The organism is Neoaquamicrobium microcysteis (genome assembly GCF_008180155.1).
In the GTDB taxonomy this organism is placed as follows: Bacteria; Pseudomonadota; Alphaproteobacteria; order Rhizobiales; family Rhizobiaceae; genus Aerobium; species Aerobium microcysteis.
In genome coordinates this window covers 66,605-88,236 of the sequence record NZ_VSZS01000059.1, presented here as the reverse complement: position 1 = coordinate 88,236, position 21,632 = coordinate 66,605, and the positions used below count along the sequence as shown (strand labels likewise).

Here is a 21,632-nt window from a genome sequence, read left to right as displayed (position 1 = left end):
CGACCCTTAAGGCGTGCTACCGGTGAGCCGCGACGGATTGACCGAACTCTACGCGAGCTATCCCTGATCGGCGGGCCTTAAGACGCAACATGACACCTATCGAGACCGTCTGCTCCGCAATTGTATTGGCCTATATGGCGCTATTCCTGATGCTAACAGCCCGCGCGGCACGGACGTCGGGGCGATCCCTTTGGCTGTTCGGCAAAGGATCGGAGAGGCAGGCACTCCCGGCGCTCCTGTTCCGTCTCGCGTTCGCCGGCGTCGCGGTCTACGCGCTGGCAGCGCTGGCTCTGAGCGACGCGCTGGCCGACCCGGTGCACGAAGTGGTCGATGGCCGTTTCGGCGATCTGGTCGGCGGCGTCCTCGCCTTAGCCGGAGCAGGCCTGGCGCTCTATTCGCAGATCTATATGGGTCTATCCTGGAGGATCGGGGCAGCGTCGGGAGAGCTCGGCACCATTGTGCGAACGGGACCATTTGGCTTGTCGCGCAACCCTGTGTTCGTTGGCCAGGTGATGCTGTTCGTCGGCTTGGCTTTTGCGCTGCCGAACCTCATCCAACTCGCCCTGACCTTCGTGCTGATCGCGGCTGTGCACCTTCAGGTCCGGATCGAGGAACAGGCCTTGAATCGCGATCTCGGTGCCGAATACCAAACGTACTGCCGTAAGGTGCGACGCTGGATCTGACAGTCCCGGATTGTCCATTGTGACGTGCAACGCGATGGCCGTCGGCCCCTGACCCGAAGCGGCAACGGCCGTCAAGACGCCAATCCCCAACGTCGATAGGGGCGCCTTTCAATGCGTCTTGTCCCTCTCGCGTCGGCTCATCTCCGCCTGATATGCGCGCTCCCGTTCCGGCCATGTGCTTTTGATGAAGGCCAGGATGGCGTGGATCTCCTCGTCGCTCATTATGTTCCCGAATCCCGGCATGTCGCTCTCGTACCCGTTTCCAACCACGGCTGCCGGACCCTCCTTGGTGATTCGGAAGAGGACGCCATCGGGATGGTGCCAAGTGTGCCCTGAGGCGTCGTGCGGCGGAGCGGGCATGCGACCCGAAGGAAGTGGCCTCTTCCACTCCGGTTGGCCTTCCAAGTTGGCGCCATGGCAGGCCGCGCAGTGTTCGGCATAGAACTGCCGCCCCTGCGCAATCACCGCGGCCTCACCCGAACCTGCTCCGAATGGCCAGCTCCACGCCACCACAGCCGCTCCCGCAAGCACGGCGACGGTTACCAAGATCGGAGTGCTTCTCATTTCCGACCGCTGAAGAAGAGGTACTTCACGAGCGCCGCGGCCGCGAGGACGAGCACGATGACGAGCAGGAGCCAACCCAGTCCCATGCCCAGCATCATGCCGCCCGTTCCATCCATCATTCCGCCGTCCATCATCGTCGGCTCCTTTCCGGTTCCGGGTGTCCGCTGTCCTATTCGCGCGCGTAGACCCCGCCGATGGCGCCGGATTCCGTGATCTCCAGCATCTCGAAGGGCGCCTCCTTCGCGCCGCTCATACCGGGCGAGCCCATCGGCATGCCGGGCAGCGTCACGCCCTTGATGTCGGGCCGCTCCGTCAGCAGCTTCTCGACCGTGCCTATGGGGACGTGGCCGCTGACGACGTAACCGTCGATGAACGAGAGATGGCAGCCCTGGAACTCGTCCGGAATGCCTGCCTGACGGCTCATCTCGGCAAGGTCGTGCGTGGGCTTCGTCGTGACGGTGAAGCCGTTCTCCCGCAAGTAGTCGGCATAGCCCTCGCAGCACCCGCATTGCGGGTTCTTGTAGAGGGTGACGTCCTTGTCGCCCGCAAGCGCCGGGACAGCGCCCCAGACGAAGCAAGCGAGGACGAGGGTGTTAAGAATGGTTCGCATTTTCGGTTCTCCTTTCGGCGAGAATTGAGGTCAGGCGACGCGGAAAACGCCCATCATCCCGGCGGCCTGGTGTTCGAGGATGTGGCAGTGGAGCATCCAGTCGCCGGGGTTGTCGGCGACGAAGGCGATCTCGATGCGCTCGCGCGGCGACATCAGAACCGTGTCCTGCCATTCGCGGTAGCGCGTCGGCTCGCCGTTCCGGGAAATCACCCGGAACGAATGGCCGTGCAGGTGCATCGGGTGATGCCAGGCCGTCGCGTTGGTCATCGCGATGACATGGCTCTTGTCCCGCGCCAGCGTCAGCATCGGGTCCATGACATGGCCTTCCGCCGCGACGCCGTTGATGAACCAGATGCCGCCGGAATGCATCATGTCCATCATCGCGCCCATGTTGCCCATCATCCCGCCCATCGCGCCTGACGAACCCTCGCCCATGCTGCCGCCCATCTCCTGCATGACCATGGCGCCCATCATGCCGCCGTTGAAGGTGACCTCGTGGCGGGCGGCCGATACGAGATCCGGCTCTGGCAGCGGGTTGGGCGGAAGGGCGACAGGCCAGTCGGGGGCGGTCTCCCGAAGCGGCCGATCGTCATAGGCGAGATCGACCAGGCGATATTCGAGGTCCTTGTAGAAGCGATCGGTCACCGATACCCGGCTTCCGGCGTCCGCCGTCATGTCGAGGATGATGTCCGCGCGCATGGCGGGTCCGAGCACGACGAGCCCGTCCTGCGGCGCATGCGGCTCGACGGGCTGCCCGTCCAGCGCGATCACGACGGGTCCGTGGCTTCCGAAATCAAGGCCGAAGATGCGGGCGTTGGCGGCGTTGATCAAGCGGAGGCGGATGCGCTCCCCTTTCCACACCGGGAAGGCATCCGGCACGCGGCCGTTGATCGTCACCGTGTTGCCGACCCTCCCGTTGTGCATCATGTCGTGGCGGTTGCCGAAGTCATCCCGCATTTCGGCGGATTCGGTCAGCCGCCAGTCCGACAGCACCCAGGTTACATCTCTGTCGACCTTGACCGGATCGGCTTCCTCGATGATCAGCGGCCCGTAGAGGCCACGGCCGACCTGCTCGAAACTGCGATGATGCGGGTGATACCAGAAGGTGCCTGCGTCGACCGCATCGAACTCGTAGGTGAAGGTCCCGCCGGGCGCGATAGGAGCCTGCGTCAGGAGTGGCACGCCGTCCATGGCGTTCGGCACGCGAACGCCGTGCCAGTGCACGGTCGTCTCTTCATCGAGCGCGTTCTCGACCGCGATCCGCAGGCGTTCTCCCTGGCGGACACGGATTTCCGGGCCGGGCAGCCTGCCGCCGTAGCACCAGACCGCTGTATCGCCGTACGGCTCGGGCGCGATCTGGGCGCGGCCCGGGCCGGCGCGAAGTCGGAACTCCCGCAAGCCTGCGGCACGGGCGTTCGATTGCGGTGGAAGCATCGCACCGGCCGAAAGGGCGGCTGCCGATGCGAGAAAGGTCCGACGCGTCAGCGCCGGCAGACGTGGATAGGACATGGATCAATCCTGGAACAGCCTGAGGGGACGCGCGGCGTAGCCAGGCGCGTCGACGGGTCGGCTGCGAGCGATATCGCCGCGGCCGTTCAGCCCAAGCGTATAGTTCGGGGAGGATGGAGATCGGGGGGACCCGAAAGGTCGCTGGTCGGTGTCGGGGTGCCGATCACCACGACATCGGTGACATTCGGCAGATCGGTCCCCGCAGGCGTGCAGATCGCGGCCAAGCTTGTCACGCAGAACTGGTCGCATTCCGACGCCTGAGAGTCATCGCCGGGACAGTCCTGACAGTCCGCCATGCCTCCATCGTCCATGCTCGACATGGACATCATCAGTGACATTTCGGTGGAAGCCGCCGCATTCGCTGCCGTGCCCGCAGCGAAGGCTGCGAGACAGACGAACGCGAGTATGCGAACGAACTTGCTCATACGGTCAAGCTATTCCTGTTAGGGCAACAAGTCGAGATTGGGAATGGCGCGGGCAAGTCCGGTGAGGACCATCGCCGGATCTACGCACGAGCCAGGGTTGCGGAGCCTGTGCAATTCGGAGTAAATCCGCGCCAGAGAAGGTTGGATGGCAGTCCCGTCCCCTCCGCCAAACACCGCCGATTGCCGCACGAACTGAACGACTATCTATTTATTTATCAATGAGATAGCTCCTTACGAGGCCAATGGACTGCGAGGCGTGGTTCTCGCACCCCCGACCAAGTAGGATAGCACTGTCGGCATAACCGCCGATAACGCTCCATAGCCCGCTTCGCTTCTACTTGGGCATAACCGGATTGGGGCCGGAAGCGGACTGGCAGGTTTGGAATCGCACGGGCTCCTAAGCTGACATTCCCAACCCGCGTGGCGGAACCGCTGGGCCCTTTAATAGATCAGTCGGTAGACAATTCCCGACAGCGCGCAGGCGGCCAGCACCCAACCCATCGACACGCCGAACCTGAATATCGCCAGCATGGCCGCCGCCGTCAGGGTGATCGCGGCCCAGTTGGCGCTGGAGAGGACCGGCACGTCGAGGGTCAGGCCGAGGACGCGGGTTTCTATGACGGTGTCGAACAGAACGTGCAGCGCGAACCAGATCGCAAGGTTGAGGATCACACCGACGACGGCCGCCGTGATTGCCGACAGCGCGCCTGAGAGCGCCGCGTTGCTGCGCAGGCGCTCGATGAAGGGCGCGCCGAGGAAGATCCACAGGAAGCAGGGCACGAAGGTCACCCAGGTGGTGAGCACCGCACCGAGTGTCGCGGCCAGCAACGGGTTGAGCCCGCCGGCATCGCGGTATGCGCCGAGGAAGCCTACGAACTGAACCACCATGATGAGTGGCCCGGGTGTTGTCTCGGCCATTCCGAGCCCGTCGAGCATCTCGCCGGGTTGGAGCCAGCCATAGGTCTCGACCGCCTGCTGCGCGACATAAGCGAGCACCGCATAGGCGCCACCGAAGGTGACGACGGCCATCTGGCTGAAGAACAGGGCGATTCGGCTGAACACGTTGTCCCAGCCAAGCGCGACCACCAGCGCGACGAGAGGGACCACCCACAAAGCCAGGAAGATCGCCGAGATGCGCAGCGACCAGCCGACGTTAGGTCTCGCATGCGCCGGAACGCCTTCACCGAGTGCCGAATCCGCATCGGGCAGTGTGGGACCAGAGCTCCCGCCGTGGCCGCCGCCAACCTTGAAGGCGGAAAGCCCGGCGCGTCCTCCGAGGTAGCCAAGCACGCCCGCGGCGAGCACGATCGCCGGAAACGGAGCGCCGAGAAAGAAGATCGCGACGAAGGAAGCGGCGGCGATGGCCAGCATGACATTGTTCTTCAGCGCGCGCTTGCCGATGCGCTGGATGGCATGCAGAACGATCGCCAGCACGGCGGCCTTGAGGCCGAAGAACAGGCCTTCGACGATCGGCACGTTACCGAGGAGCACATAGACGTAGCTCAGCGCCAGGATCGACAGGAAGCCCGGCAGGATGAACAGCGTGCCGGCGACGAGCCCGCCCTTCGTCTTGTGGAGCAGCCAGCCGATATAGACGGCGAGTTGCTGGGCCTCGGGACCGGGCAACAGCATGCAGTAGTTGAGCGCATGCAGGAACCGGTTCTCGCCGATCCAGCGCTTCTCCTCGACCAGGATGCGGTGCATGACGGCGATCTGGCCCGCGGGGCCGCCGAAGGAGAGCGCGGCCACGCGCGCCCAGACGCGCACCGCCTCGCCGAGGGGGATGTTGTGATCGCCGCCGGCGGAGCCAGGCGCAGCAGTCGCGGTCTCGGCGGCCGTGCTCATGATCTGCCTCCGGCCTTTGCCGTCGGCCAGTTATGCGCCTCGCCAGTGGCGTCGCGCACCCAGCGATAGAACGCGTCGTAGAGCGTCATGCCGGCATCGAGCTGGGCGAGATCGTCGGAGAACATGCGCGACAGGCCAAGCGAGGCGGCGAGCAGGCCGGCGGCCTCCGGTTCCAGGTCGAGGCGGGCCGTGTCCGCTGCCCGCACGATTCGGGCCAGCCGCAGCAGCGGCTCGGTTGCGAGGACGAACTCTTCGACCATCACGTCGAATGTGCAGAGCTCGCCGCGATGGCTCCAGAATACGTTCTCGACGTCGAATGGTGTTGCGCCAAAGCGATCCGCGACCGCCTCCACTTCCTGCGGCGCGACGAACAGGAAGACAGCGCCGGGATCGACGAAGCGGCGGATCAGCCAGGGACAGGCGATGCGGTCGATCTTCGGCCGCGCCCGCGTCACCCATATGGAGCGGCAGTCCTTGTCGCGAGTCGGGATGCGCTCGGCGGGAACGGTCGGAAGCCCTGCCGCCGCCCAGGCCTCGAAGCCGCCTTCGAGCGCCTCGGCTGCGATGCCGCCGTGGCGCAGCCATGCGGCGACGCCCTCGCTGAGCTTCTTGCCCTTCTGGCAGATGACGATCGCGGACGAAGCATCCAGGCTGCCGCTCCAGTCAGCGACCGATGCGTGCGGCCTCCGTATCGATCCGGGAACCAGCTGGGGATCGGCGGCAAAGTCCTCGTCTGTCCGGACGTCGATCAGAGATGGACATCCGGGGGTCCCGAACAGGCGGGAGAGCTTGTCGACGGATATGGTGGTGGGAGATGGCATGGCGCGTCCTCCGTTGCCGGGTTGCTGGACGCGATTCTTGGGCCGGAGCCTCGTGGGGAGACCGCGGTCCCCATGAAACCCTTGTCGCGCCGGACAGGAGACCTGTCAAGCGCGCTAGCCGCGTGTCGCGTTCACTGCGACGACGACAAGTACCAGTCCGGCAACGATCTGGATCGAGCGCGTGACCGCGTCGACGGCGCGGGGCCGCGTCGCGAGCAGTCGCAGAAGCTGCTGGCGGAACAGGACGGCTGCCAGCGCAACCGTGCCGAGCACCAGCGCGACCCCGATCATCATCACCGCTGCGAATGCCACGCCCGCCTCGGGCACGCCGCGCGAAATGGCGAAGGTCATGACGAACAGCGTCAGCGGGCACGGAATCAGCCCGGCTGCGAATCCTGCAGCCAAGCCCTGGCCATGAGCGTGTCCGGTTCCACGGAATCCTTGCCAGAGCATCCACAGGCCGATCACGCCGAGCAGCCCACGGCTGATATCTTCCAGCAGCGGCGCGCGGCCGACGCTGCCGAGCGCCACAGAGACAAGCGGCAGCGAGAGAAGTGCGATCAGCACGGACATGCCAACATGGACGAAGGAGAGGATGAGCGACACGGACAGCCCGCGCGGCACGCTGGCGGTCGAGCCCGTCAGGTACGTTGCCAGCACCGCCTTGCTGTGGCCCGGCGTGAGCGCATGCACCGCGCCGAACAGGATTCCCATCGGCAGATAGGCGGCGAGCAGCGTCCAGTCGCCTGTTTCCGCAAAGTCGCCGATGCGGTCGGCGAAGGCGAGATAGATCTCGCGCTGGATGGCGACGAGGTCCTGGAACAGGCCCATCATGCGAACACGCCCAGCGTGGCGGCGGCGAGCACCACATATCGCGCCGTCTTTGCGATGGTGACCAGCACGACGAAGCTCCACAGCGGCTCGCGCAGGACTCCTGCGGCGACCGTCAGTGCGTCGCCGCCGATCGGCGCCCAGGACAGCAGCAGGCTCCAGCGGCCCCAGCGCCGATACCACCCGGTCGCGCGATCGAGAGACGCCGCGCTGACCGGGAACCACTTTCGGTCGCGGAAGCGCTCGACGCCGCGTCCGAGCGCCCAGTTGACGACCGCGCCGACGATGTTGCCGAGGCTGGCAACGGCGACAAGCAAGACAGGCGATTGCGTGCCGGCCACCAGCAGGCCGACCAGCGCCGCCTCCGACTGTGCCGGAAGGATCGTTGCCGCGACGAAGGCGATGGCGAACAGGCCGCCCAGAATGGCTAGGTCATCCATCGCGACAGCGTCGGACACGTCCGCCGATCTCACCGCGCATGCGGCCATGCGGAATGCAGGTCGTCGATGACATAGGCGTGGGCGTGCCTGTTGCGGCCGTCGGCGATGCCCTCGTTCCAGTGCGGATGGCCGGCGGGCAGGCCTTCATGCGAATGCTCGACGATTTCCGGATCGCCGGCGGGCCAGAGCCATGCGGCTGCCGCCACGGCACTTCCCGCGATCACGGCCAGCGTCACCGAATTCGCCGAAAGCCCGAAGGCCGCGCCCGCCCAGCCCGCGAGCGGATAGGTGATCAGCCAGCAGGCATGCGACAGCGCGAACTGGGCGGCGAACAGCGCCGGGCGGTCTTCGGCGTGCGACGATCTCCGCAGCAGCCGTCCCGACGGCGTCTGCGCCATCGAATAGCCTGCGCCGATGATGAACCAGAGCGGCAGCAGCCAGCCATAGGATGGGATCGCCGCCGCGATCAGTGTAGCTACAGCTAGCACCGATGCGCCCGCCAGCATCGCTGTCCTGTCCGGGATGCTGTCGAGAAGCCGCGGAAGGACCAGCGCCACGAGCATCGAGCCGCCGCCGAAGACTGCGAGCGCCAGCGCCGTGTCGCTCTGGTCAAGCCCAAAGGCTGCCTGCACGTAGACGACCGTATTCACGATCACCAGCGCGCCAGCCGCTGCAACCGCCATGTTGATCGCCAGCAGCCCGCGCAGGCGCGGTGTGGCGAGGTAGATGCGTATGCCCCGGGTCGTGCGGTCGTAGATGCCGCGCGGGACCGACGGTTTCGGACTCGGCAGCACGACCGAGACCACCAGCGCAGCCGAAACGAGGAAGCCGACGACCGTCCCGGCGAACAGATTATGGTAGGAGATGACGGTCAGGAGTGCGGCCGCCAGCATCGGGCTGACGAGGCTTTCGAGGTCGTAGGCAAGCCGCGAGAGCGATAGCGCGCGGGTGTAGTCCTTCTCGTCCGGCAGCACGTCCGGGATCGTCGCCTGGAAGGTCGGCGTGAACGCCGCGGATGCGGCCTGCAGCACGAAGATCAGGACGTAGATCTGCCAGACCTCTGTGACGAAGGGCAGGAACAGCGCCACCCCCGCGCGTACCAGGTCGAGCGCTACCAGCATCGCCCGGCGCGGCATGCGCTCGGCGAAGGCCGATGCTATCGGCGCGACGCCGACATAGGCGATCATCTTGATGGCAAGGGCAGTGCCCAGCACCGCTCCTGCGCTCTCGCCAGCGAGTTCGAAGGCAAGCAGCCCCAGCGCCACGGTCAGGAGCCCGGTGCCGAGCAGAGCGATCACCTGAGCAGCGAACAGATGGCGGTAGGTGCGGTTGGCGAGGACGGCCAGCATCACAGATACTTCGCGATTTCCCTGAACTCGTCGACCGAGCCGCGCTGTTCAAGCGACAGAGGGCCGACCGTCTCATCCAGGCAGTGGTCCAGATGGTCGTGGATCAGGGTCCGTTTGGCCTGCGCCACCGCCTTCTCCACCGCATGAAGCTGCTGGGCGATGTCGAGGCATGGCTTGCCCCCCTCGATCATGGCGACGACGCTGCGCAGGTGGCCTTCGGCGCGCTTGAGCCGCTTGACGATCGCAGGATGGGAAGCGTGACGGTGATCGGACATGGGATCGTCCTATCCTCCCCCTCGGGATAGTGTCAAACCTGTACTGCTCCCCTGCCTTTACCTCGCCTTAACCGTGCGTTTATACCGCTCGGGATGATGATGGATCGAATCGCGACCGCCAGGACCCTGCTGATCTGCCTGCTCGCGCTGGCGGTGCTGGGGTTCCGCGCGCCTGTCACCGATCCATCCGGCATGTCACAGGTCGCATCGGTCGCGAGCGACCATGTCAGCCATTCGCACGACCATCACGGCCATTCTCACGAAGACGAGGACGAACCATCCGCGACCTCGGGCCATGACCACGACCGCTACCACGTCGGCGACCACAGCCACGATACGCCGACCGCCGCCGTGCTGATCGGCTTCCGCTTCGGCTCGCCCCGCGACCAGGGTCCGGGAACGCCGGACGACCGCGTCGCTTCGCGGCCCACTCCGCCGGGCGATCGACCGCCCCGAACGGCGTGACGGACTGATTCCGGCTTCGGCTGTCATCCTTCACTGCAATCACGGAACGACACCATGACACTTCTTCCGTCTGGGGGCGGACGGTTCGCCACGCGCGCGCCGATAGCCCTCCCGGTGGCCATCCTGTCGGTCGTCCTGGCCATGCTTCTGTCCACCGGCCTCGCCGCGGCTCACGCCGTCGCCGAGGGGGACAAGGGCTACATCCAGGAGATCACGGGGGTCCACCTCATCCCCTTCATGTATCTGGGGGCCAAGCACATGGTCACCGGATACGACCACCTTCTCTTCCTGCTTGGCGTGGTCTTCTTTCTCTATCGCCTGCAGCACATCGCGATCTATGTCAGCCTGTTCGCGATCGGCCATTCGACGACGATGATCCTCGGCGTTTATTATGGCTGGAACGTCAGCGCCTACCTGATCGACGCGATCATCGGTCTGTCGGTCGTCTACAAGGCGCTCGACAACCTCGGCGCCTTTCAGCGCTGGTTCGGCTTCCAACCGAACACCAAGCTGGCGACGCTGATCTTCGGCTTCTTCCACGGCCTCGGTCTCGCGACCAAGATCCTGGAATACGACATCGCGCAGGACGGGCTGCTGCCCAACCTGCTCGCCTTCAATGTCGGCGTCGAACTCGGCCAGCTCGTCGCGCTCGCCATGATCCTCATCGCGATGGGGTACTGGCGCCGCACGGCCAGCTTCTGGAAACACGCCTACACCGCCAACGTCCTCATGATGACCGCCGGGTTCGTGCTGATCGGATATCAGCTCACCGGCTATTTCGTCGCCTGAAAAAGGAGAACTTCCCATGTACAATTCTGACACTCCCACCCGCGCCGAACTGCCGACCTCGGCGCAGCTCCTCAAGTCAACGATCATCGCAATCGTTGCAGCCATCGCCATCCTCGTCGCCATCGTGCTGCCCTCGGAATATGGCATCGACCCGATCGGAGTCGGCGGTGCGCTCGGCTTGACCGAAATGGGCGAGATCAAGACGCAACTCGCCGAGGAAGCGGAAGCCGACCGCATCCGCGACCAGCAGAACGCGGTGCCGGCAGCACCAGCCGCCCTTCAGCAAGGTTCGAGTCTTCTCGACCGCATCTTCGCTGAATTCCTCGTCGGCAGTGCGCAGGCGCAGGAAATGCGTTCCGACGAGATGTCGGTCACGCTGGCATCGGGAGAAGGAGCCGAGATCAAGCTCGTGATGGTCAAAGGCGCACAGGCCAACTACGCCTGGACCGCAAACGGCGCCGTGGTGAACTTCGACACCCACGGTGACGGCGGTGGCGAGAACATCTCCTACGAGAAGGGACGCGGCGTCGCAGAGGACGAGGGTGTCCTCGAAGCCGCCTTCGACGGCAACCACGGCTGGTTCTGGCGCAACCGCACCGACGCGCCCGTCACCGTCACGCTGAAGACCAGCGGCGCCTATTCCGAAATCAAGCGGATGATGTAGGCGGCGATGGCGATAGCCGACCGTCCCATACGTCCCGGCGGGTCTGGCCCGCCGGGTGCGTTCTTCGTCGTCCATCCGATGAGGCCATGCGGATCAACGGCAGCTTCTGGGATCAGCGAGATTGCCATTGAACGACGGCAAGGAGGGCGCAAAGCGGAAGGCATAGCCATTCACTACCCCTATGCTGTTGTTGGCTATGTGCTCGCCGCGCGTTCGCTGCCGAAACCGCCGATTGCCGCATGGCAGGTGAAACTTCCTTGCGTTTCATCAGGTTCGCAACCGATCTCAAAGGCCGATCGGGAGGGCTATAGAGTAAAAGTCGTGCCCATCAGGTTCCCGCACGGCCCGCCACTTTGGTAAAAACCGGGAACGCCGATTCCCGCCGACTTTCCTCCTTTGGTGGCTACCGGCGTCCTCAATAGGGTGTTTTTTGCTGCCCTCGATGTAGATCGCGTCGTCCGCGATCTCGGCGTGTTGGGCGAAGGCGCGGACATGTTCCCGCCGATAGCCGCCCTTTCCAAGCCGGAGGCGAGTGCGAGCTTCGCTTGCCAGTTCCGGCACGGCCGCTTTGGCGTGAATCTAAATTCAAACAGCAAAGCGCCCGATGGATTGCACCGGGCACTTCTTTCTCAAGTCACCTCGAGATTACTTGGTAGCGAGGATTTCGAAATTGTGGACGTTTGCCACCACACCGTCGTCCCATCCACCTGAGATCAATTCTGAAGCCTTTTCATTCAGGAGTCCGGCGACTTGTCCGGCAAAGTGCGCTTCGCGGCCAGAGTTGTCGGCAAAGATGTCGAAGATGGCGAAGTTGTTCCCGTCAATCTGCAGCGCCGCCCAGAACAATGTCTTGGGTTCAGTTTCTGCGACGATGGGGCCGGCGGCGGTCAGCAAGGCTGCCAATTCGGGGCCTTTACCTGGAGCAGCTTCGAGCTTGATGTAAGTTGCGGTCGTTGCCGTGTAGAGATCAACCGGCGCCTTTACCGACAGGACATCGGAGTTGTTGATATTCGCGACAACACCGTCGTCCCATCCTCCGTCGACCAGCGCGTCGGCGTTTTGCTTCAAAGCCGCAGCAACCGCTCCTGAGAAGTGAGCGTCGCGTGCTTCTTCATCTGCGAAGATGTCAAAGATTGCGAGCATATCGTCGGCTTGCAGAGCAAACCAAAGTACAGTTCCCGTCTCTGTTTCCCGCACGATAGGTGCGGCACCTGCCAGAAACTCCGCGAAGGCTCCGGTCTGGCCTTCGGCGGCGGGCATGGCGATGTAGCTGGCAGTATGATTTTCCATTGCGTTGTCCTGTGCAGTTGCAGAAGTTGTGAACAGAGCCAGTGCGGCGAATGTCTGAAGGATTTGCGCTTTCATGGTCGTCTCCTGATTTGAAGTGCATCGTGTTTGGTTTCGATGCACTCTTGTCCCATGCTGGGTGCGCCGGGCTCCAATTCCGAAATTCTATTCTTTGATAGACGTGGACTATCGAACTTGTTTTGATGGCCTGAAATGAGATGTGACGGAGAATGTGGCGATGGAAATGAACCAGATCAGGTATTTTCTTGCCGTCTGCGAGCACCGAAACTTCACCCACGCAGCCAGTGCCTCCAATGTCTCCCAACCTTCCTTGACGACTGCGATCAAGAAACTTGAAGACGAGCTTGGAGGTGACCTGTTTGTCAGGGACCGTGCGGGATGCAGGCCTACGTCCCTCGGTAAACTCATGCAGCCAAGGTTGCAGAAGGTTCACGATGAGACGCGACAGGCTAAGGCAGAGGCGGTCCGTCATATGCGCTTGGAGCGGGTTCCAATCTCTGTCGGTGTCGGCGAAACGATTGGCCACAACAGGATTTCGGCAGCTATGGAGCGTACTCGTACGCGATTGCCGCGAGCCGAAATCGAATTGATCGTTGCGTCAACCTCCGAGCTTCTTGCCGGGTTACGAGATGGTGAATTTGACGTTGTAGTCACCGCAGAGAAGGTCAGTGAAGACCTCTATCGTATAGACCATCTCTATGAAGAGGACTACAAGGTCGTGGTGTCAAAGTCGCATCCGTTGTCTGAACTAAATGCGATCTCTCTTTCGGCTCTTGCTAAAACTGACATGCTTGACCGCCTAAATTGCGAAATGCGGGATGTTTTGCATGGGGCCTGCGCGGATCATGGTCACGAACTCTACGCGGCCTATCGGTCAAATCGCGTGGATTGGTTAGTTGAACTTGCTCGGCAAGGGTCAGGTGCGGTGATCCTGCCAGCCACCGCTATTCCTTCGGACATGGGCCTGGTGTCGAAACCCATCGATGGCCTTGAAATATCAAGAACTGTTTTGGCCCTTCGATATCGGCACCAAACGACGAGACCAGAGACAAATGATCTGATCCGTGAGATGACGCGCACGCTGGCGTAGTGAGGTCGGTAATCGACATTCGCCCATCGTGCAGCATTCGTCACTTTGGGCTCAGACCAGACTTTCGCGGCATCACGCTCGAACGTCCGTTCTACTTTTCTTCGAGATCTCGCCCGCAATCCGCCACTTAGCGCTGGAGAAATTGCGCCAGATTGCGGTGAAGGTCACAGCGAACCACACCCATTGTGTGCGGTGATAGTCGTCGGTGACGAGGCCGTACTCTTCAAGAAGCCACCGCGCCGCGTGAGGCGACCTTCGGCGCGGGTAACAGTGGGTGGGTTCTTTTCAATCTTGAAGAGCCGCTTGATTTCCCTGATGACCTCTTCAGCAGACGGCCCCGACTTTGCCGTCGGGTGGAAGTGAATGAACGGCAGGTTTCGGGCGCCGAACGCGGCGCTCCGAACGGCGACAATGGGGTCGGAAGCTGTCGCAAAATATGGTCGAAAGATATGTCTTTGTCGTGAAGGTTGTCGCTCCAACAACATGGAGCGCAAGAAATGGAAATATCAGATCAGACTACCTCCCTTGATCCCTACTTCGCGTCGTTCGAGGACAGTCTTTCTGCAAAGAACTACAAACCCGATACCCTGGCGAATTACCGATACCTGCTTCGCCGCTTCGGGCGATTGCTCGAAACCGAGGGCATTGCACCCTCGGCGTTGACGCCAGAACTTGCCGTCGAACTAGGGCGACGGTTGCCGGTCACACCAAAAAGCCAGATCAAGGTTCCCAATCTTGCCAGGCTGTTTGTCGCGCATCTGATTGAGATCGGGGTGGCGACACGGCCACCGTTGACACCTGCGCAGGCCGAACGTGCAGAGTTGCTGAGCAATTTTGAAACCTATCTTCTGCAGCAGCGCGGCCTCAGCCCGCGAACGATTTATCATGTGCTGCGGTTCGCGGATCGCTTCCTCGATCATCGCTTTGGTGACAATATGCTCGATCTTCCGGCGATGAACATCCGGGATGTCGTGGCGTTCATGGAGCACCTGCTCGCGCGCAAGCACCCGTTCCGCGACAAGACGCCGGCCACGCATCTGCGCAGCTTCTTCCAGTATCTGTTCGCACAGGGCCTGACGACGACCAACCTGTCGCTCAGCGTGCCTAGGACGCATAAGCCCTGGGGCGCCAGGCTTCCGCGTCATCTGTCTCCCGATGAGGTGGAGGCAGTTCTGGCCTCGGTACGGGTCAATCCGCGGCGCGGCGCCCGCGACTACGCAATGCTGATGCTGATGGCCCGCCTCGGCTTGCGCGCACCGGAGGTCATCGCGATGCAGCTTGATGACGTGGACTGGCGGGCCGGCGAGTTGCTGGTCCGTGGAAAAGGCCAGCGTCATGATCGGTTGCCAATCCCGCCCGACGTCGGCGAAGCCATCATCGGCTATTTGCAGCAGGAGCGAACGTCAACGACCACGCGCACGCTGTTCGTGACGCCCCACGTTTCGACAACGGTGGCAAGGGCGACGTGCCGCCCTTCCTTCATCCAGCTTTCCGCGATCGACAACGGATCGCGGTGCTGATTGATCAGTTGGGCGTTTTCCATGATGGAACTTTCTCCAAACCGAGTTGCCTGGGTGGCGACGGGTGTCGGTTCGGCGGAAACCTTCAGCTTTCCGGCGCCAGGGCTGGAGAGCGCAATTTCTCGCCGAAATTGTTGAAGAATTGCGTCGCGAGCTTGCGCGCGGTCGAATCGATCAGCCGGCCGCCAAGCTGGGCGATCTTGCCGCCAACGTCGGCTTTGACCGTATAGGACAGGATGGTCGCGTCCGGCCCGTCTTCGGCCAGCGAGACGTCGGCACCGCCCTTGGCGAAGCCGGCAATCCCGCCCTTGCCCTCGCCCTGGATCGTATAGGAATGCGGCGGATTGAGATTGGTCAGTTCCACCGCCCCCTCGAAGCGGGCCTTGATCGGGCCGATCCTCAGCACCACCGTGGCGGCCATCTCGGTGTCGGAACTCTTGTCGAGGGTCTCGCATCCCGGTATGGCCTGGCGCAGGATTTCCGCGTCGTTCAGTGCGAGCCAGACTGTTCCGATCGGAGCTTCGATGCGCTCCGTGCCTGTCATGTCCATGATTAGTTCCCGTTTCTGGTGAGTGATTCTGTTCCTTGGGCACGTTGCCCATGGCGACGGGCAAGCGTGATTTCCGCGAGGATCGAGAGTGCGATTTCCTCTGGCGTAATCGCGCCGAGATCGAGCCCGGCCGGCGCCTTCACGCTATCGACCACCGTTCCGGCGATCCCCTCGCCGAGGAGCTTTTCGCGCAACGAAGCCATCTTGCGGCGGCTGCCGACGAAGCCGCGATAGTCGGCCTCGAACGCGAGGGCCGCTTTCAACGCCGCTTCATCGCCCTTGCCTTGTGTGGAGATGACGACAAAGCGGTGTACGGTCTGCGGTACGTCGAACGCGAAGCCGTCGATCAGCCGATCGACCTCCGGGGCGGCCAACAAGTCGCCAAGCGGCGCCGCAAGCGTGACGTGAAAGCCGAGCGGCTTCGCTTGCTCGGCGAGCGCAAGCGCGACGGGGCTGGCTCCTAGCACCAGCAGGGCCGGGCGCGGCAGCACCGGCTCGACGAAAATGTCCATGGTTCCCTGGCTCGGGCACATGTTCTTTGCGAACTTCACGCCGTCGCGATCGTCGCCTGGCTTGACGCCAAGCTCTGCGAGAAGATCCTCCGGCTGGATCGAGATCAGTCGCGACTGACCGTCGGCCAGCGCCTCGCGAGCGGCCTTCAGCGTGGCGCCGCGCGCACACCCGCCGCCGATCCAGCCGGCCTCGATCCTGCCATCCGGCCAGATGATGGCCTTGGCGCCCGCTTTTGCCGCCGTGACCGAGACGGTACGCACCACCGTCGCCAGCGCAAATGGCTCCTCCGCCGCCTTCAGGCGGGAGACGAGGTCAAGAACATCGACATGGGCGTTCATGGTCGCCTCCGTCACAGTTTCGCCAGATAGGGTTCGAGCGCCGCCAGGCTTTTCAGCGTATGCGCCGGCGCGAACAGGTCGACATGAGGCATTGCCGCCTTGATGCCGGCGGCCTCCGGCGCGTAGCCATCCCAGCCCATCATCGGGTTGAGCCAGACGATGCGGCGGCAGCGGCGGCCGAGCTGCTCCATCTCGCGGCCAAGAAGGGCCGCGTCACCGGTCTCGTAGCCGTCCGAGACGATCATCACGCAGGTGCGCGAATGGATGACGCGCGCCGCATGCCAGCGGTTGAAAGTGGCGAGGCTCTCGCCGATCTTCGTGCCGCCGCCGGCGCCCTGCGCCATCATCGACAGCCGGTCGAGCGCGCGCTGCGCGTCGCGTTCCTTCATCGCGTCGGAGACATGGACGAGACGCGTGTGGAACAGGAACGCCTCAGCCTCGCGGAATTCGTCGAGCACGCCGTGGATGAAGCGCAGGAAGACGCCCGTATACATGTTCATCGAGCCGGACGCGTCGAGCAGCATGACGAGGCGAAGCGGCTTTTCCTTTCGCTGCCGATGCACCAGCGCGATCGGCACGCCGCCATTGCTGATATTGCTATGAATCGTGCGGCGCAGATCGAGGCGGTATCCCCGGCGCCGGGCCAGATCGCGACGGGTCAATCGCGTGCGCATCGTCTTCGCCAGCCTGGCCGCGATGGCGTGGGCTTCCTCCATCTGTGCGCGGTCGGCGATTTTTCGGAAGTCCGTTTCCGCGAGGTTTTCAGTGCGGGAAGCGCCTTCCGCGCGGCCCTCTCCGGATCGTTCGCTCTCGTCCACCCCGCCGCCTGAGGGAAGCTGGTCGAGCACAGGACGTCCGTTCGAGTTGGCCGCCTTGCCTTGAAGCTCGGCGACGTTCGGGTCTGCGCCCGCCTTGGCAGAACCGGCGGCCGCCGAGCGCGAGCGGACATGTTTGCCCAGCCAGAACGCATCGAACAGACCGTCAAACTTTTCCCAGTCGGACTTTTGGGTCGAGAAGAGGTGCTTGAATGCGGAGCGCAGCAGTCCCGGCTTTTGCGCGTAGCCGGACGCCATCAACGTGGTGGCGTCCTGCCCTTCACGGAGACCTACCGCGAACGCGTTGTCGCGCAAGGTCTTCAGGAACGCGGCAAGCTTGGTGGAAACGAGACGGGAGACCTCGTTCAGCTCATCGAGAGGGGGAGGCGTGCCGCAGCAGCTCATCAGGCGACCTTTCCCAGCAGGCGGTCGGTGACTTCGCGGGCCATGCGCATCTTGTCTTCATGGGTCTTCAGGAGACACATCAGCGTCGCATGCACGATCTCGGGCCGGTCGTGCAGATCGGCGACGTCGAGACCGACAAGAGCCGCCGCCCAGTCGAGCGTTTCCGCCACGCCCGGCACCTTGCGCAGATCCTCCTTGCGAATCTTCTCTACCATCCGCGCGATCTGCAACGACAGCGAGGCGGTCGCGCCGGGAATCCGCGACGCGACGATGCGCGCCTCGCGGTCGACGTCGGGGTAGTCGACATAGTGGTAGAGGCAGCGACGCCGCAACGCGTCGGAAAGCTCGCGCGTGCCGTTCGAGGTCAGCACCACATGGGGAATGCTCTTCGCCTCCACGGTGCCGAGCTCGGGGATCGACACCTGCCAGTCGGAAAGCAGCTCCAGGAGAAAAGCCTCGAACTCCTCGTCGGCGCGGTCGACCTCGTCGATCAGCAGTACCGGCGGCGTCTTGCGCCGGATGGCAGCCAGCAGCGGCCGCTCCAGCAGGTATTTTTCGGAGAAGATGCGTTCTTCGATGTCGTCCGGCGCGCGGCCCTGATGCGCCTGGATGGCGAGAAGCTGGCGCTGGTAGTTCCACTCATAGAGCGCGGCCGACTGGTCGAGCCCTTCATAGCATTGCAGGCGGATCAACTCCGTGCCGTGGACGGCGGCCAGCGCCTTGGCCACCTCGGTCTTGCCGACGCCTGCTTCGCCTTCCAGCAGAAGCGGGCGCTTCAGCAACTGCATGATCGAGATTGCAGTCGCCAGATCCGGGTCGGCGATGTAGCCGGCATCGGCGAGGCGGGCGGCGATCTCGTCACGGGAAAGAGCGGTCATCGATCGTTCCTATCCTACGACGCCCAGCGCCTTGGCCGCCTGCCAGTTGCGCCAGTAATCGTGCGGCATCTGGATGTGCGTCGAGCCGAGGAAGGAGAAGGCGTCGTTGACGGCGTTGGAGAAGCAGGGCACGCCGCCGACATTCGGGCTCTCGCCGACGCCCTTGGCGCCGATCGGATGGTGCGGCGACGGCGTGACGGTGAAGTCGGTCTCCCATTTCGGCGTCTCCACCGCAGTCGGGATGAAGAAGTCCATGAACGAGCCGGACATCACATTGCCGGTGTCGTCGTAGCGGATTTCCTGCCCCATCGCGATCGCGAAGGCTTCCGTCAACCCGCCATGCACCTGGCCCTCGATGATCATCGGGTTGATGCGGGTCCCGCAATCGTCGAGCGCATAGAAGCGCCGGACCTTGTAGACACCCGTGTCGACGTCGATGTCCATCACGCAGAGATAGGCCCCGAACGGATAGGTCATGTTGGGCGGGTCGTAGTAGCTGACCGCCTCCAGTCCCGGCTCCATGCCGGGCGGCGGCGCGTTGTAGGCGATCCAGCAGATGTCCTTCATGCCGAGGACCTTTTCCGGCAGGCCCTTCACGCGGAAACCGTCGATGTCCCATTCGAGATCGTCCTCGTGAACTTCGAGCTTGTAGGCCGCGATCATCTGCGCCTTGGCCTTGATCTTGCGCGCGGCCATGGCGATGGCCGCACCCGCAACCGGCGTCGAGCGCGAGCCGTAAGTTCCCAAACCATAGGGAGCCGTATCGGTGTTGCCTTCCTCCACCGTGATGTCGTCGGCCGGAATGCCTATCTCGGTGGCGATGATCTGTGCCCAGGTCGTCTCATGGCCCTGGCCCTGGCTCTTGGTGCCGACGCGTGCGACGCCGGACCCGGTCGGATGCAGCCTGATCTCGCAGCTGTCGAACATGGCGATGCCAAGAATGTCGCAGTTCTTCGACGGCCCGGCGCCGACGATCTCGGTGAAGAAGGAGACGCCGAGCCCCATGATCTCCCGCGTCTCGCCGCGCCTGAAGGCCTCGCGCTTCTCGGCCTGCTCTTTCCTCAGCCCGGCATAGTCGACCTTCTCCATCATCTGCTTCATGGCGGTGTGGTAGTCGCCAGAATCATATTCCCAGCCGAGTGCCGACTGGTACGGGAACTGCTCTGCCTTGATGAAGTTCTTCAACCTGAGTTCGGCCGGGTCCATGCCGAGCTTCTGGGCGAGGATGTCCATCGCCCGTTCGATGCAGTAGGCGGCCTCCGTCACTCGGAACGAGCAGCGGTATGCGACGCCGCCCGGCGCCTTGTTGGTGTAGACCCCGTCGACCGCCAGATGAGCGACCGGAAAGTCGTAGGAGCCGGTGACGATGTTCATGAAGCCGGCCGGCCATTTCGACGGATCGGCGCAGGCGTCGAACGCGCCGTGGTCGGCCAGCACATGCACACGCAGGCCGGTGACCTTGCCTTCCTTCGTGGCGGCGATCTCGGTCGTCATGTGATAGTCGCGGGCGAACGACGTCGACGTCAGGTTCTCGATGCGGTCCTCGACCCATTTCACAGGCTTGCCGGTAACGATCGAGGCCACCGCCGAACAAACATAACCTGGATAGACCCCAACCTTGTTACCAAAGCCACCGCCGATGTCGGGCGCGATGACATGAATCTTGTGCTCGGGGATCTTGGCGATTAGCGCCACCACGGTGCGCACGACATGTGGCGCCTGGAACGTGCCATAGATGGTCAATTCACCCTTGATCTTGTCGAAGGAGCAGAGGGACTGACAGGTCTCCAGCGGCGACGGATGCGTGCGGTGGTAGGAGATCATCTCCTTGATTGTCACGTCCGCTTTACGGAAGGCGGCGTCGGTCAAGTCCTTATCGCCGACCGTCCACTCGAAGATGTGGTTGTGATGTTTGCGCGGGCCGTGCGCCCCGGTGTTCTTGCCGGTCAGATCCTCGCGCAATACCGGCGCGCCGGGATCCATCGCCGTGAACGGGTCGATCTGCGGCTCCAGCTGTTCGTATTCCACCTCGACGGCGTTGATGCCGTCGTCGGCCGTATAGCGGTCGGTGGCGACGACGAAGGCGACCTCCTGGTTCTGGAACAGCACCTTGCCGTCGGCCAGCACCATCTGCACGTCGCCGGCCAGCGTCGGCATCCAGGCGAGGTTGACGGTCTTCAGGGTCTCGGCCGTGATGACAGCCAGCACGCCCGGTACCTTCAGCGCCTTCTCGGTGTTGATCGATTTCACCCGCGCATGGGCGTAGGGCGAGCGGACGAAGTCGCCGTGCAGCATGCCGGGCAGCTTCACATCATCGACGTATTGGCCCCGCCCTTGCGTGAAGCGGATGTCCTCGACTCGCTTCCTCTTGCAGCCCATGCCTTCCAGTTTTGCTTCGCGCTGTTCCCGCGTGGGAGTCATGTCGTTCATTCCGCTGCCTCCTGGAATTCCGTGCCGTTGATCTTGGCGGCCGCGTACTGGATCGCCCTGACAATGTTCTGGTAGCCGGTGCAGCGGCAGAGATTGCCGGCGATACCGAAGCGGATCTCCTCCTCGGTCGGGTCAGGGTTCTCCTGCAGCAGCCGGTGCGCGCGGGTGATCATGCCTGGCGTGCAGAAGCCGCATTGCAGCCCATGCATCTGCCGGAAGCCCTCCTGCAGCGCCGACAGGGTGCCGTCGGCATTGGCGATGCCCTCGATCGTGGTGATCTCGGAGCCGTCGGCCTGCACGGCGAACATCGTGCAGCTCTTCACTGACAATCCGTCGATGTCGACGGTGCAGGCGCCGCAATGCGTCGTCTCGCAACCGATATGGGTGCCGGTTAGCTGCAAATTCTCGCGGATGAAGTGGACGAGCAGGGTGCGCGGCTCGACAAGGCCGTCGACCTCTACGCCGTTCACCGTCATGCTCACCTGGGTCTTTTTTGCCTGGGTTGCCATCTGGAT

General features: G+C 63.5%; 24 protein-coding genes. 6 read left to right on the top strand and 18 right to left on the bottom strand.

Annotated features, from left to right (window positions below):
• Nucleotides 1-89: 89 nt before the first annotated feature.
• Nucleotides 90-683 (top strand): methyltransferase family protein, encoded by a 594-nt coding sequence (locus tag FY036_RS07700; protein ID WP_148914129.1) that lies wholly within the window; start codon nt 90-92, stop codon nt 681-683.
• Between the two features lie 108 nt (nt 684-791).
• Here FY036_RS07700 and FY036_RS07695 read toward each other — a convergent pair whose 3' ends face one another.
• The 11 genes from FY036_RS07695 to FY036_RS07650 form a co-directional block, all read right to left on the bottom strand.
• Nucleotides 792-1,247, bottom strand: a complete 456-nt coding sequence (locus tag FY036_RS07695; protein ID WP_148914128.1) for a c-type cytochrome — start codon at nt 1,245-1,247, stop codon at nt 792-794.
• Nucleotides 1,244-1,381, bottom strand: coding sequence for a hypothetical protein (locus FY036_RS23895; protein ID WP_201744722.1), 138 nt, complete (start codon nt 1,379-1,381; stop codon nt 1,244-1,246). Before FY036_RS23895 ends, FY036_RS07695 begins: the two co-directional genes overlap by 4 nt.
• Before the next feature lie 35 nt (nt 1,382-1,416).
• Complete coding sequence (locus FY036_RS07690) at nt 1,417-1,857, bottom strand: DUF411 domain-containing protein (RefSeq protein ID WP_148914127.1); 441 nt, start codon at nt 1,855-1,857, stop codon at nt 1,417-1,419.
• 30 nt (nt 1,858-1,887) lie between these two features.
• Complete coding sequence (locus tag FY036_RS07685) at nt 1,888-3,366, bottom strand: multicopper oxidase family protein (protein ID WP_148914126.1); 1,479 nt, start codon at nt 3,364-3,366, stop codon at nt 1,888-1,890.
• Between the two features lie 86 nt (nt 3,367-3,452).
• Nucleotides 3,453-3,791: a hypothetical protein gene (locus FY036_RS07680; RefSeq protein ID WP_148914125.1), complete on the bottom strand. Its 339-nt coding sequence runs from the start codon at nt 3,789-3,791 to the stop codon at nt 3,453-3,455.
• A gap of 441 nt (nt 3,792-4,232) precedes the next feature.
• Nucleotides 4,233-5,636, bottom strand: a complete 1,404-nt coding sequence (gene chrA / locus FY036_RS07675) for a chromate efflux transporter (protein ID WP_148914124.1) — start codon at nt 5,634-5,636, stop codon at nt 4,233-4,235.
• On the bottom strand, nt 5,633-6,457 hold the full coding sequence (locus tag FY036_RS07670; protein ID WP_148914123.1) for a chromate resistance protein ChrB domain-containing protein: 825 nt from the start codon (nt 6,455-6,457) through the stop codon (nt 5,633-5,635). Before FY036_RS07670 ends, chrA begins: the two co-directional genes overlap by 4 nt.
• A gap of 114 nt (nt 6,458-6,571) precedes the next feature.
• A complete protein-coding gene (locus tag FY036_RS07665; protein WP_201744721.1) occupies nt 6,572-7,282 on the bottom strand; it encodes a HoxN/HupN/NixA family nickel/cobalt transporter in 711 nt (236 codons plus the stop codon).
• Between the two features lie 5 nt (nt 7,283-7,287).
• The gene (locus tag FY036_RS07660; RefSeq protein WP_148914240.1) at nt 7,288-7,728 is read right to left on the bottom strand and encodes a YqaA family protein; all 441 of its coding nucleotides are present in this window, start codon (nt 7,726-7,728) and stop codon (nt 7,288-7,290) included.
• A gap of 29 nt (nt 7,729-7,757) precedes the next feature.
• Nucleotides 7,758-9,077: an MFS transporter gene (locus FY036_RS07655; RefSeq protein WP_148914239.1), complete on the bottom strand. Its 1,320-nt coding sequence runs from the start codon at nt 9,075-9,077 to the stop codon at nt 7,758-7,760.
• Nucleotides 9,077-9,352 (bottom strand): metal-sensing transcriptional repressor, encoded by a 276-nt coding sequence (locus FY036_RS07650; protein ID WP_148914122.1) that lies wholly within the window; start codon nt 9,350-9,352, stop codon nt 9,077-9,079. The genes FY036_RS07655 and FY036_RS07650 overlap by 1 nt, the downstream gene beginning before the upstream one ends.
• 99 nt (nt 9,353-9,451) lie before the next feature.
• Between FY036_RS07650 and FY036_RS07645 the strand changes: the two genes are divergently transcribed.
• From FY036_RS07645 to FY036_RS07635, 3 genes are all read left to right on the top strand, one after another.
• Nucleotides 9,452-9,817, top strand: coding sequence for a hypothetical protein (locus tag FY036_RS07645; RefSeq protein ID WP_148914121.1), 366 nt, complete (start codon nt 9,452-9,454; stop codon nt 9,815-9,817).
• Nucleotides 9,818-9,958: 141 nt separating this feature from the next.
• Nucleotides 9,959-10,606: a HupE/UreJ family protein gene (locus FY036_RS07640; RefSeq protein WP_148914238.1), complete on the top strand. Its 648-nt coding sequence runs from the start codon at nt 9,959-9,961 to the stop codon at nt 10,604-10,606.
• Nucleotides 10,607-10,622: 16 nt separating this feature from the next.
• Nucleotides 10,623-11,270 (top strand): transmembrane anchor protein, encoded by a 648-nt coding sequence (locus FY036_RS07635; RefSeq protein ID WP_148914120.1) that lies wholly within the window; start codon nt 10,623-10,625, stop codon nt 11,268-11,270.
• Nucleotides 11,271-11,915: 645 nt separating this feature from the next.
• Here the strand turns inward: FY036_RS07635 and FY036_RS07625 are convergent.
• Entirely contained in the window at nt 11,916-12,635 is a 720-nt protein-coding gene (locus FY036_RS07625) for a hypothetical protein (RefSeq protein WP_108462684.1), read from the bottom strand.
• Between the two features lie 160 nt (nt 12,636-12,795).
• Between FY036_RS07625 and FY036_RS07620 the strand changes: the two genes are divergently transcribed.
• Together FY036_RS07620 and FY036_RS07610 are read left to right on the top strand one after the other, a co-directional pair.
• Nucleotides 12,796-13,668: a LysR family transcriptional regulator gene (locus FY036_RS07620; protein ID WP_148914119.1), complete on the top strand. Its 873-nt coding sequence runs from the start codon at nt 12,796-12,798 to the stop codon at nt 13,666-13,668.
• A gap of 497 nt (nt 13,669-14,165) precedes the next feature.
• Nucleotides 14,166-15,188, top strand: coding sequence for a tyrosine-type recombinase/integrase (locus FY036_RS07610; protein ID WP_148914118.1), 1,023 nt, complete (start codon nt 14,166-14,168; stop codon nt 15,186-15,188).
• Between the two features lie 85 nt (nt 15,189-15,273).
• Here the strand turns inward: FY036_RS07610 and FY036_RS07605 are convergent, their stop codons facing one another.
• From FY036_RS07605 to FY036_RS07580, 6 genes are read right to left on the bottom strand one after another with little or no spacing between them, the layout of a single operon-like run.
• Nucleotides 15,274-15,738, bottom strand: a complete 465-nt coding sequence (locus FY036_RS07605; RefSeq protein WP_148914117.1) for an SRPBCC family protein — start codon at nt 15,736-15,738, stop codon at nt 15,274-15,276.
• Nucleotides 15,739-15,740: 2 nt separating this feature from the next.
• Nucleotides 15,741-16,589 carry an XdhC family protein gene (locus tag FY036_RS07600; RefSeq protein ID WP_148914116.1) on the bottom strand — a complete coding sequence of 283 codons (849 nt, stop codon included), beginning with the start codon at nt 16,587-16,589 and terminating at the stop codon, nt 15,741-15,743.
• Between the two features lie 11 nt (nt 16,590-16,600).
• Complete coding sequence (locus FY036_RS07595; RefSeq protein WP_148914115.1) at nt 16,601-17,809, bottom strand: vWA domain-containing protein; 1,209 nt, start codon at nt 17,807-17,809, stop codon at nt 16,601-16,603.
• A complete protein-coding gene (locus tag FY036_RS07590; RefSeq protein WP_148914114.1) occupies nt 17,809-18,687 on the bottom strand; it encodes an AAA family ATPase in 879 nt (292 codons plus the stop codon). Before FY036_RS07590 ends, FY036_RS07595 begins: the two co-directional genes overlap by 1 nt.
• A gap of 9 nt (nt 18,688-18,696) precedes the next feature.
• Nucleotides 18,697-21,117 (bottom strand): aerobic carbon-monoxide dehydrogenase large subunit, encoded by a 2,421-nt coding sequence (locus tag FY036_RS07585; RefSeq protein ID WP_148914113.1) that lies wholly within the window; start codon nt 21,115-21,117, stop codon nt 18,697-18,699.
• Nucleotides 21,114-21,626 carry a (2Fe-2S)-binding protein gene (locus tag FY036_RS07580; protein WP_148914112.1) on the bottom strand — a complete coding sequence of 171 codons (513 nt, stop codon included), beginning with the start codon at nt 21,624-21,626 and terminating at the stop codon, nt 21,114-21,116. The genes FY036_RS07585 and FY036_RS07580 overlap by 4 nt, the downstream gene beginning before the upstream one ends.
• Nucleotides 21,627-21,632 lie beyond the last annotated feature (6 nt).

Coding starts and splice junctions, on each gene's coding strand:
- FY036_RS07620 (WP_148914119.1), top strand. CDS start 12,796: ATGGAAATGAACCAGATCAGGTATTTTCTTGCCGTCTGCGAGCACCGA.
- FY036_RS07695 (WP_148914128.1), bottom strand. CDS start 1,247: ATGAGAAGCACTCCGATCTTGGTAACCGTCGCCGTGCTTGCGGGAGCG.
- FY036_RS07690 (WP_148914127.1), bottom strand. CDS start 1,857: ATGCGAACCATTCTTAACACCCTCGTCCTCGCTTGCTTCGTCTGGGGC.
- FY036_RS07595 (WP_148914115.1), bottom strand. CDS start 17,809: ATGAGCTGCTGCGGCACGCCTCCCCCTCTCGATGAGCTGAACGAGGTC.
- FY036_RS07670 (WP_148914123.1), bottom strand. CDS start 6,457: ATGCCATCTCCCACCACCATATCCGTCGACAAGCTCTCCCGCCTGTTC.
- FY036_RS07610 (WP_148914118.1), top strand. CDS start 14,166: ATGGAAATATCAGATCAGACTACCTCCCTTGATCCCTACTTCGCGTCG.
- FY036_RS07655 (WP_148914239.1), bottom strand. CDS start 9,077: ATGCTGGCCGTCCTCGCCAACCGCACCTACCGCCATCTGTTCGCTGCT.
- FY036_RS07600 (WP_148914116.1), bottom strand. CDS start 16,589: ATGAACGCCCATGTCGATGTTCTTGACCTCGTCTCCCGCCTGAAGGCG.
- FY036_RS07680 (WP_148914125.1), bottom strand. CDS start 3,791: ATGAGCAAGTTCGTTCGCATACTCGCGTTCGTCTGTCTCGCAGCCTTC.
- FY036_RS07685 (WP_148914126.1), bottom strand. CDS start 3,366: ATGTCCTATCCACGTCTGCCGGCGCTGACGCGTCGGACCTTTCTCGCA.
- FY036_RS07590 (WP_148914114.1), bottom strand. CDS start 18,687: ATGACCGCTCTTTCCCGTGACGAGATCGCCGCCCGCCTCGCCGATGCC.
- FY036_RS07700 (WP_148914129.1), top strand. CDS start 90: ATGACACCTATCGAGACCGTCTGCTCCGCAATTGTATTGGCCTATATG.
- FY036_RS07645 (WP_148914121.1), top strand. CDS start 9,452: ATGGATCGAATCGCGACCGCCAGGACCCTGCTGATCTGCCTGCTCGCG.
- FY036_RS07635 (WP_148914120.1), top strand. CDS start 10,623: ATGTACAATTCTGACACTCCCACCCGCGCCGAACTGCCGACCTCGGCG.
- FY036_RS23895 (WP_201744722.1), bottom strand. CDS start 1,381: ATGATGGACGGCGGAATGATGGATGGAACGGGCGGCATGATGCTGGGC.
- FY036_RS07585 (WP_148914113.1), bottom strand. CDS start 21,117: ATGAACGACATGACTCCCACGCGGGAACAGCGCGAAGCAAAACTGGAA.
- FY036_RS07660 (WP_148914240.1), bottom strand. CDS start 7,728: ATGGATGACCTAGCCATTCTGGGCGGCCTGTTCGCCATCGCCTTCGTC.
- chrA (WP_148914124.1), bottom strand. CDS start 5,636: ATGAGCACGGCCGCCGAGACCGCGACTGCTGCGCCTGGCTCCGCCGGC.
- FY036_RS07640 (WP_148914238.1), top strand. CDS start 9,959: ATGCTTCTGTCCACCGGCCTCGCCGCGGCTCACGCCGTCGCCGAGGGG.
- FY036_RS07650 (WP_148914122.1), bottom strand. CDS start 9,352: ATGTCCGATCACCGTCACGCTTCCCATCCTGCGATCGTCAAGCGGCTC.
- FY036_RS07605 (WP_148914117.1), bottom strand. CDS start 15,738: ATGGACATGACAGGCACGGAGCGCATCGAAGCTCCGATCGGAACAGTC.
- FY036_RS07580 (WP_148914112.1), bottom strand. CDS start 21,626: ATGGCAACCCAGGCAAAAAAGACCCAGGTGAGCATGACGGTGAACGGC.
- FY036_RS07625 (WP_108462684.1), bottom strand. CDS start 12,635: ATGAAAGCGCAAATCCTTCAGACATTCGCCGCACTGGCTCTGTTCACA.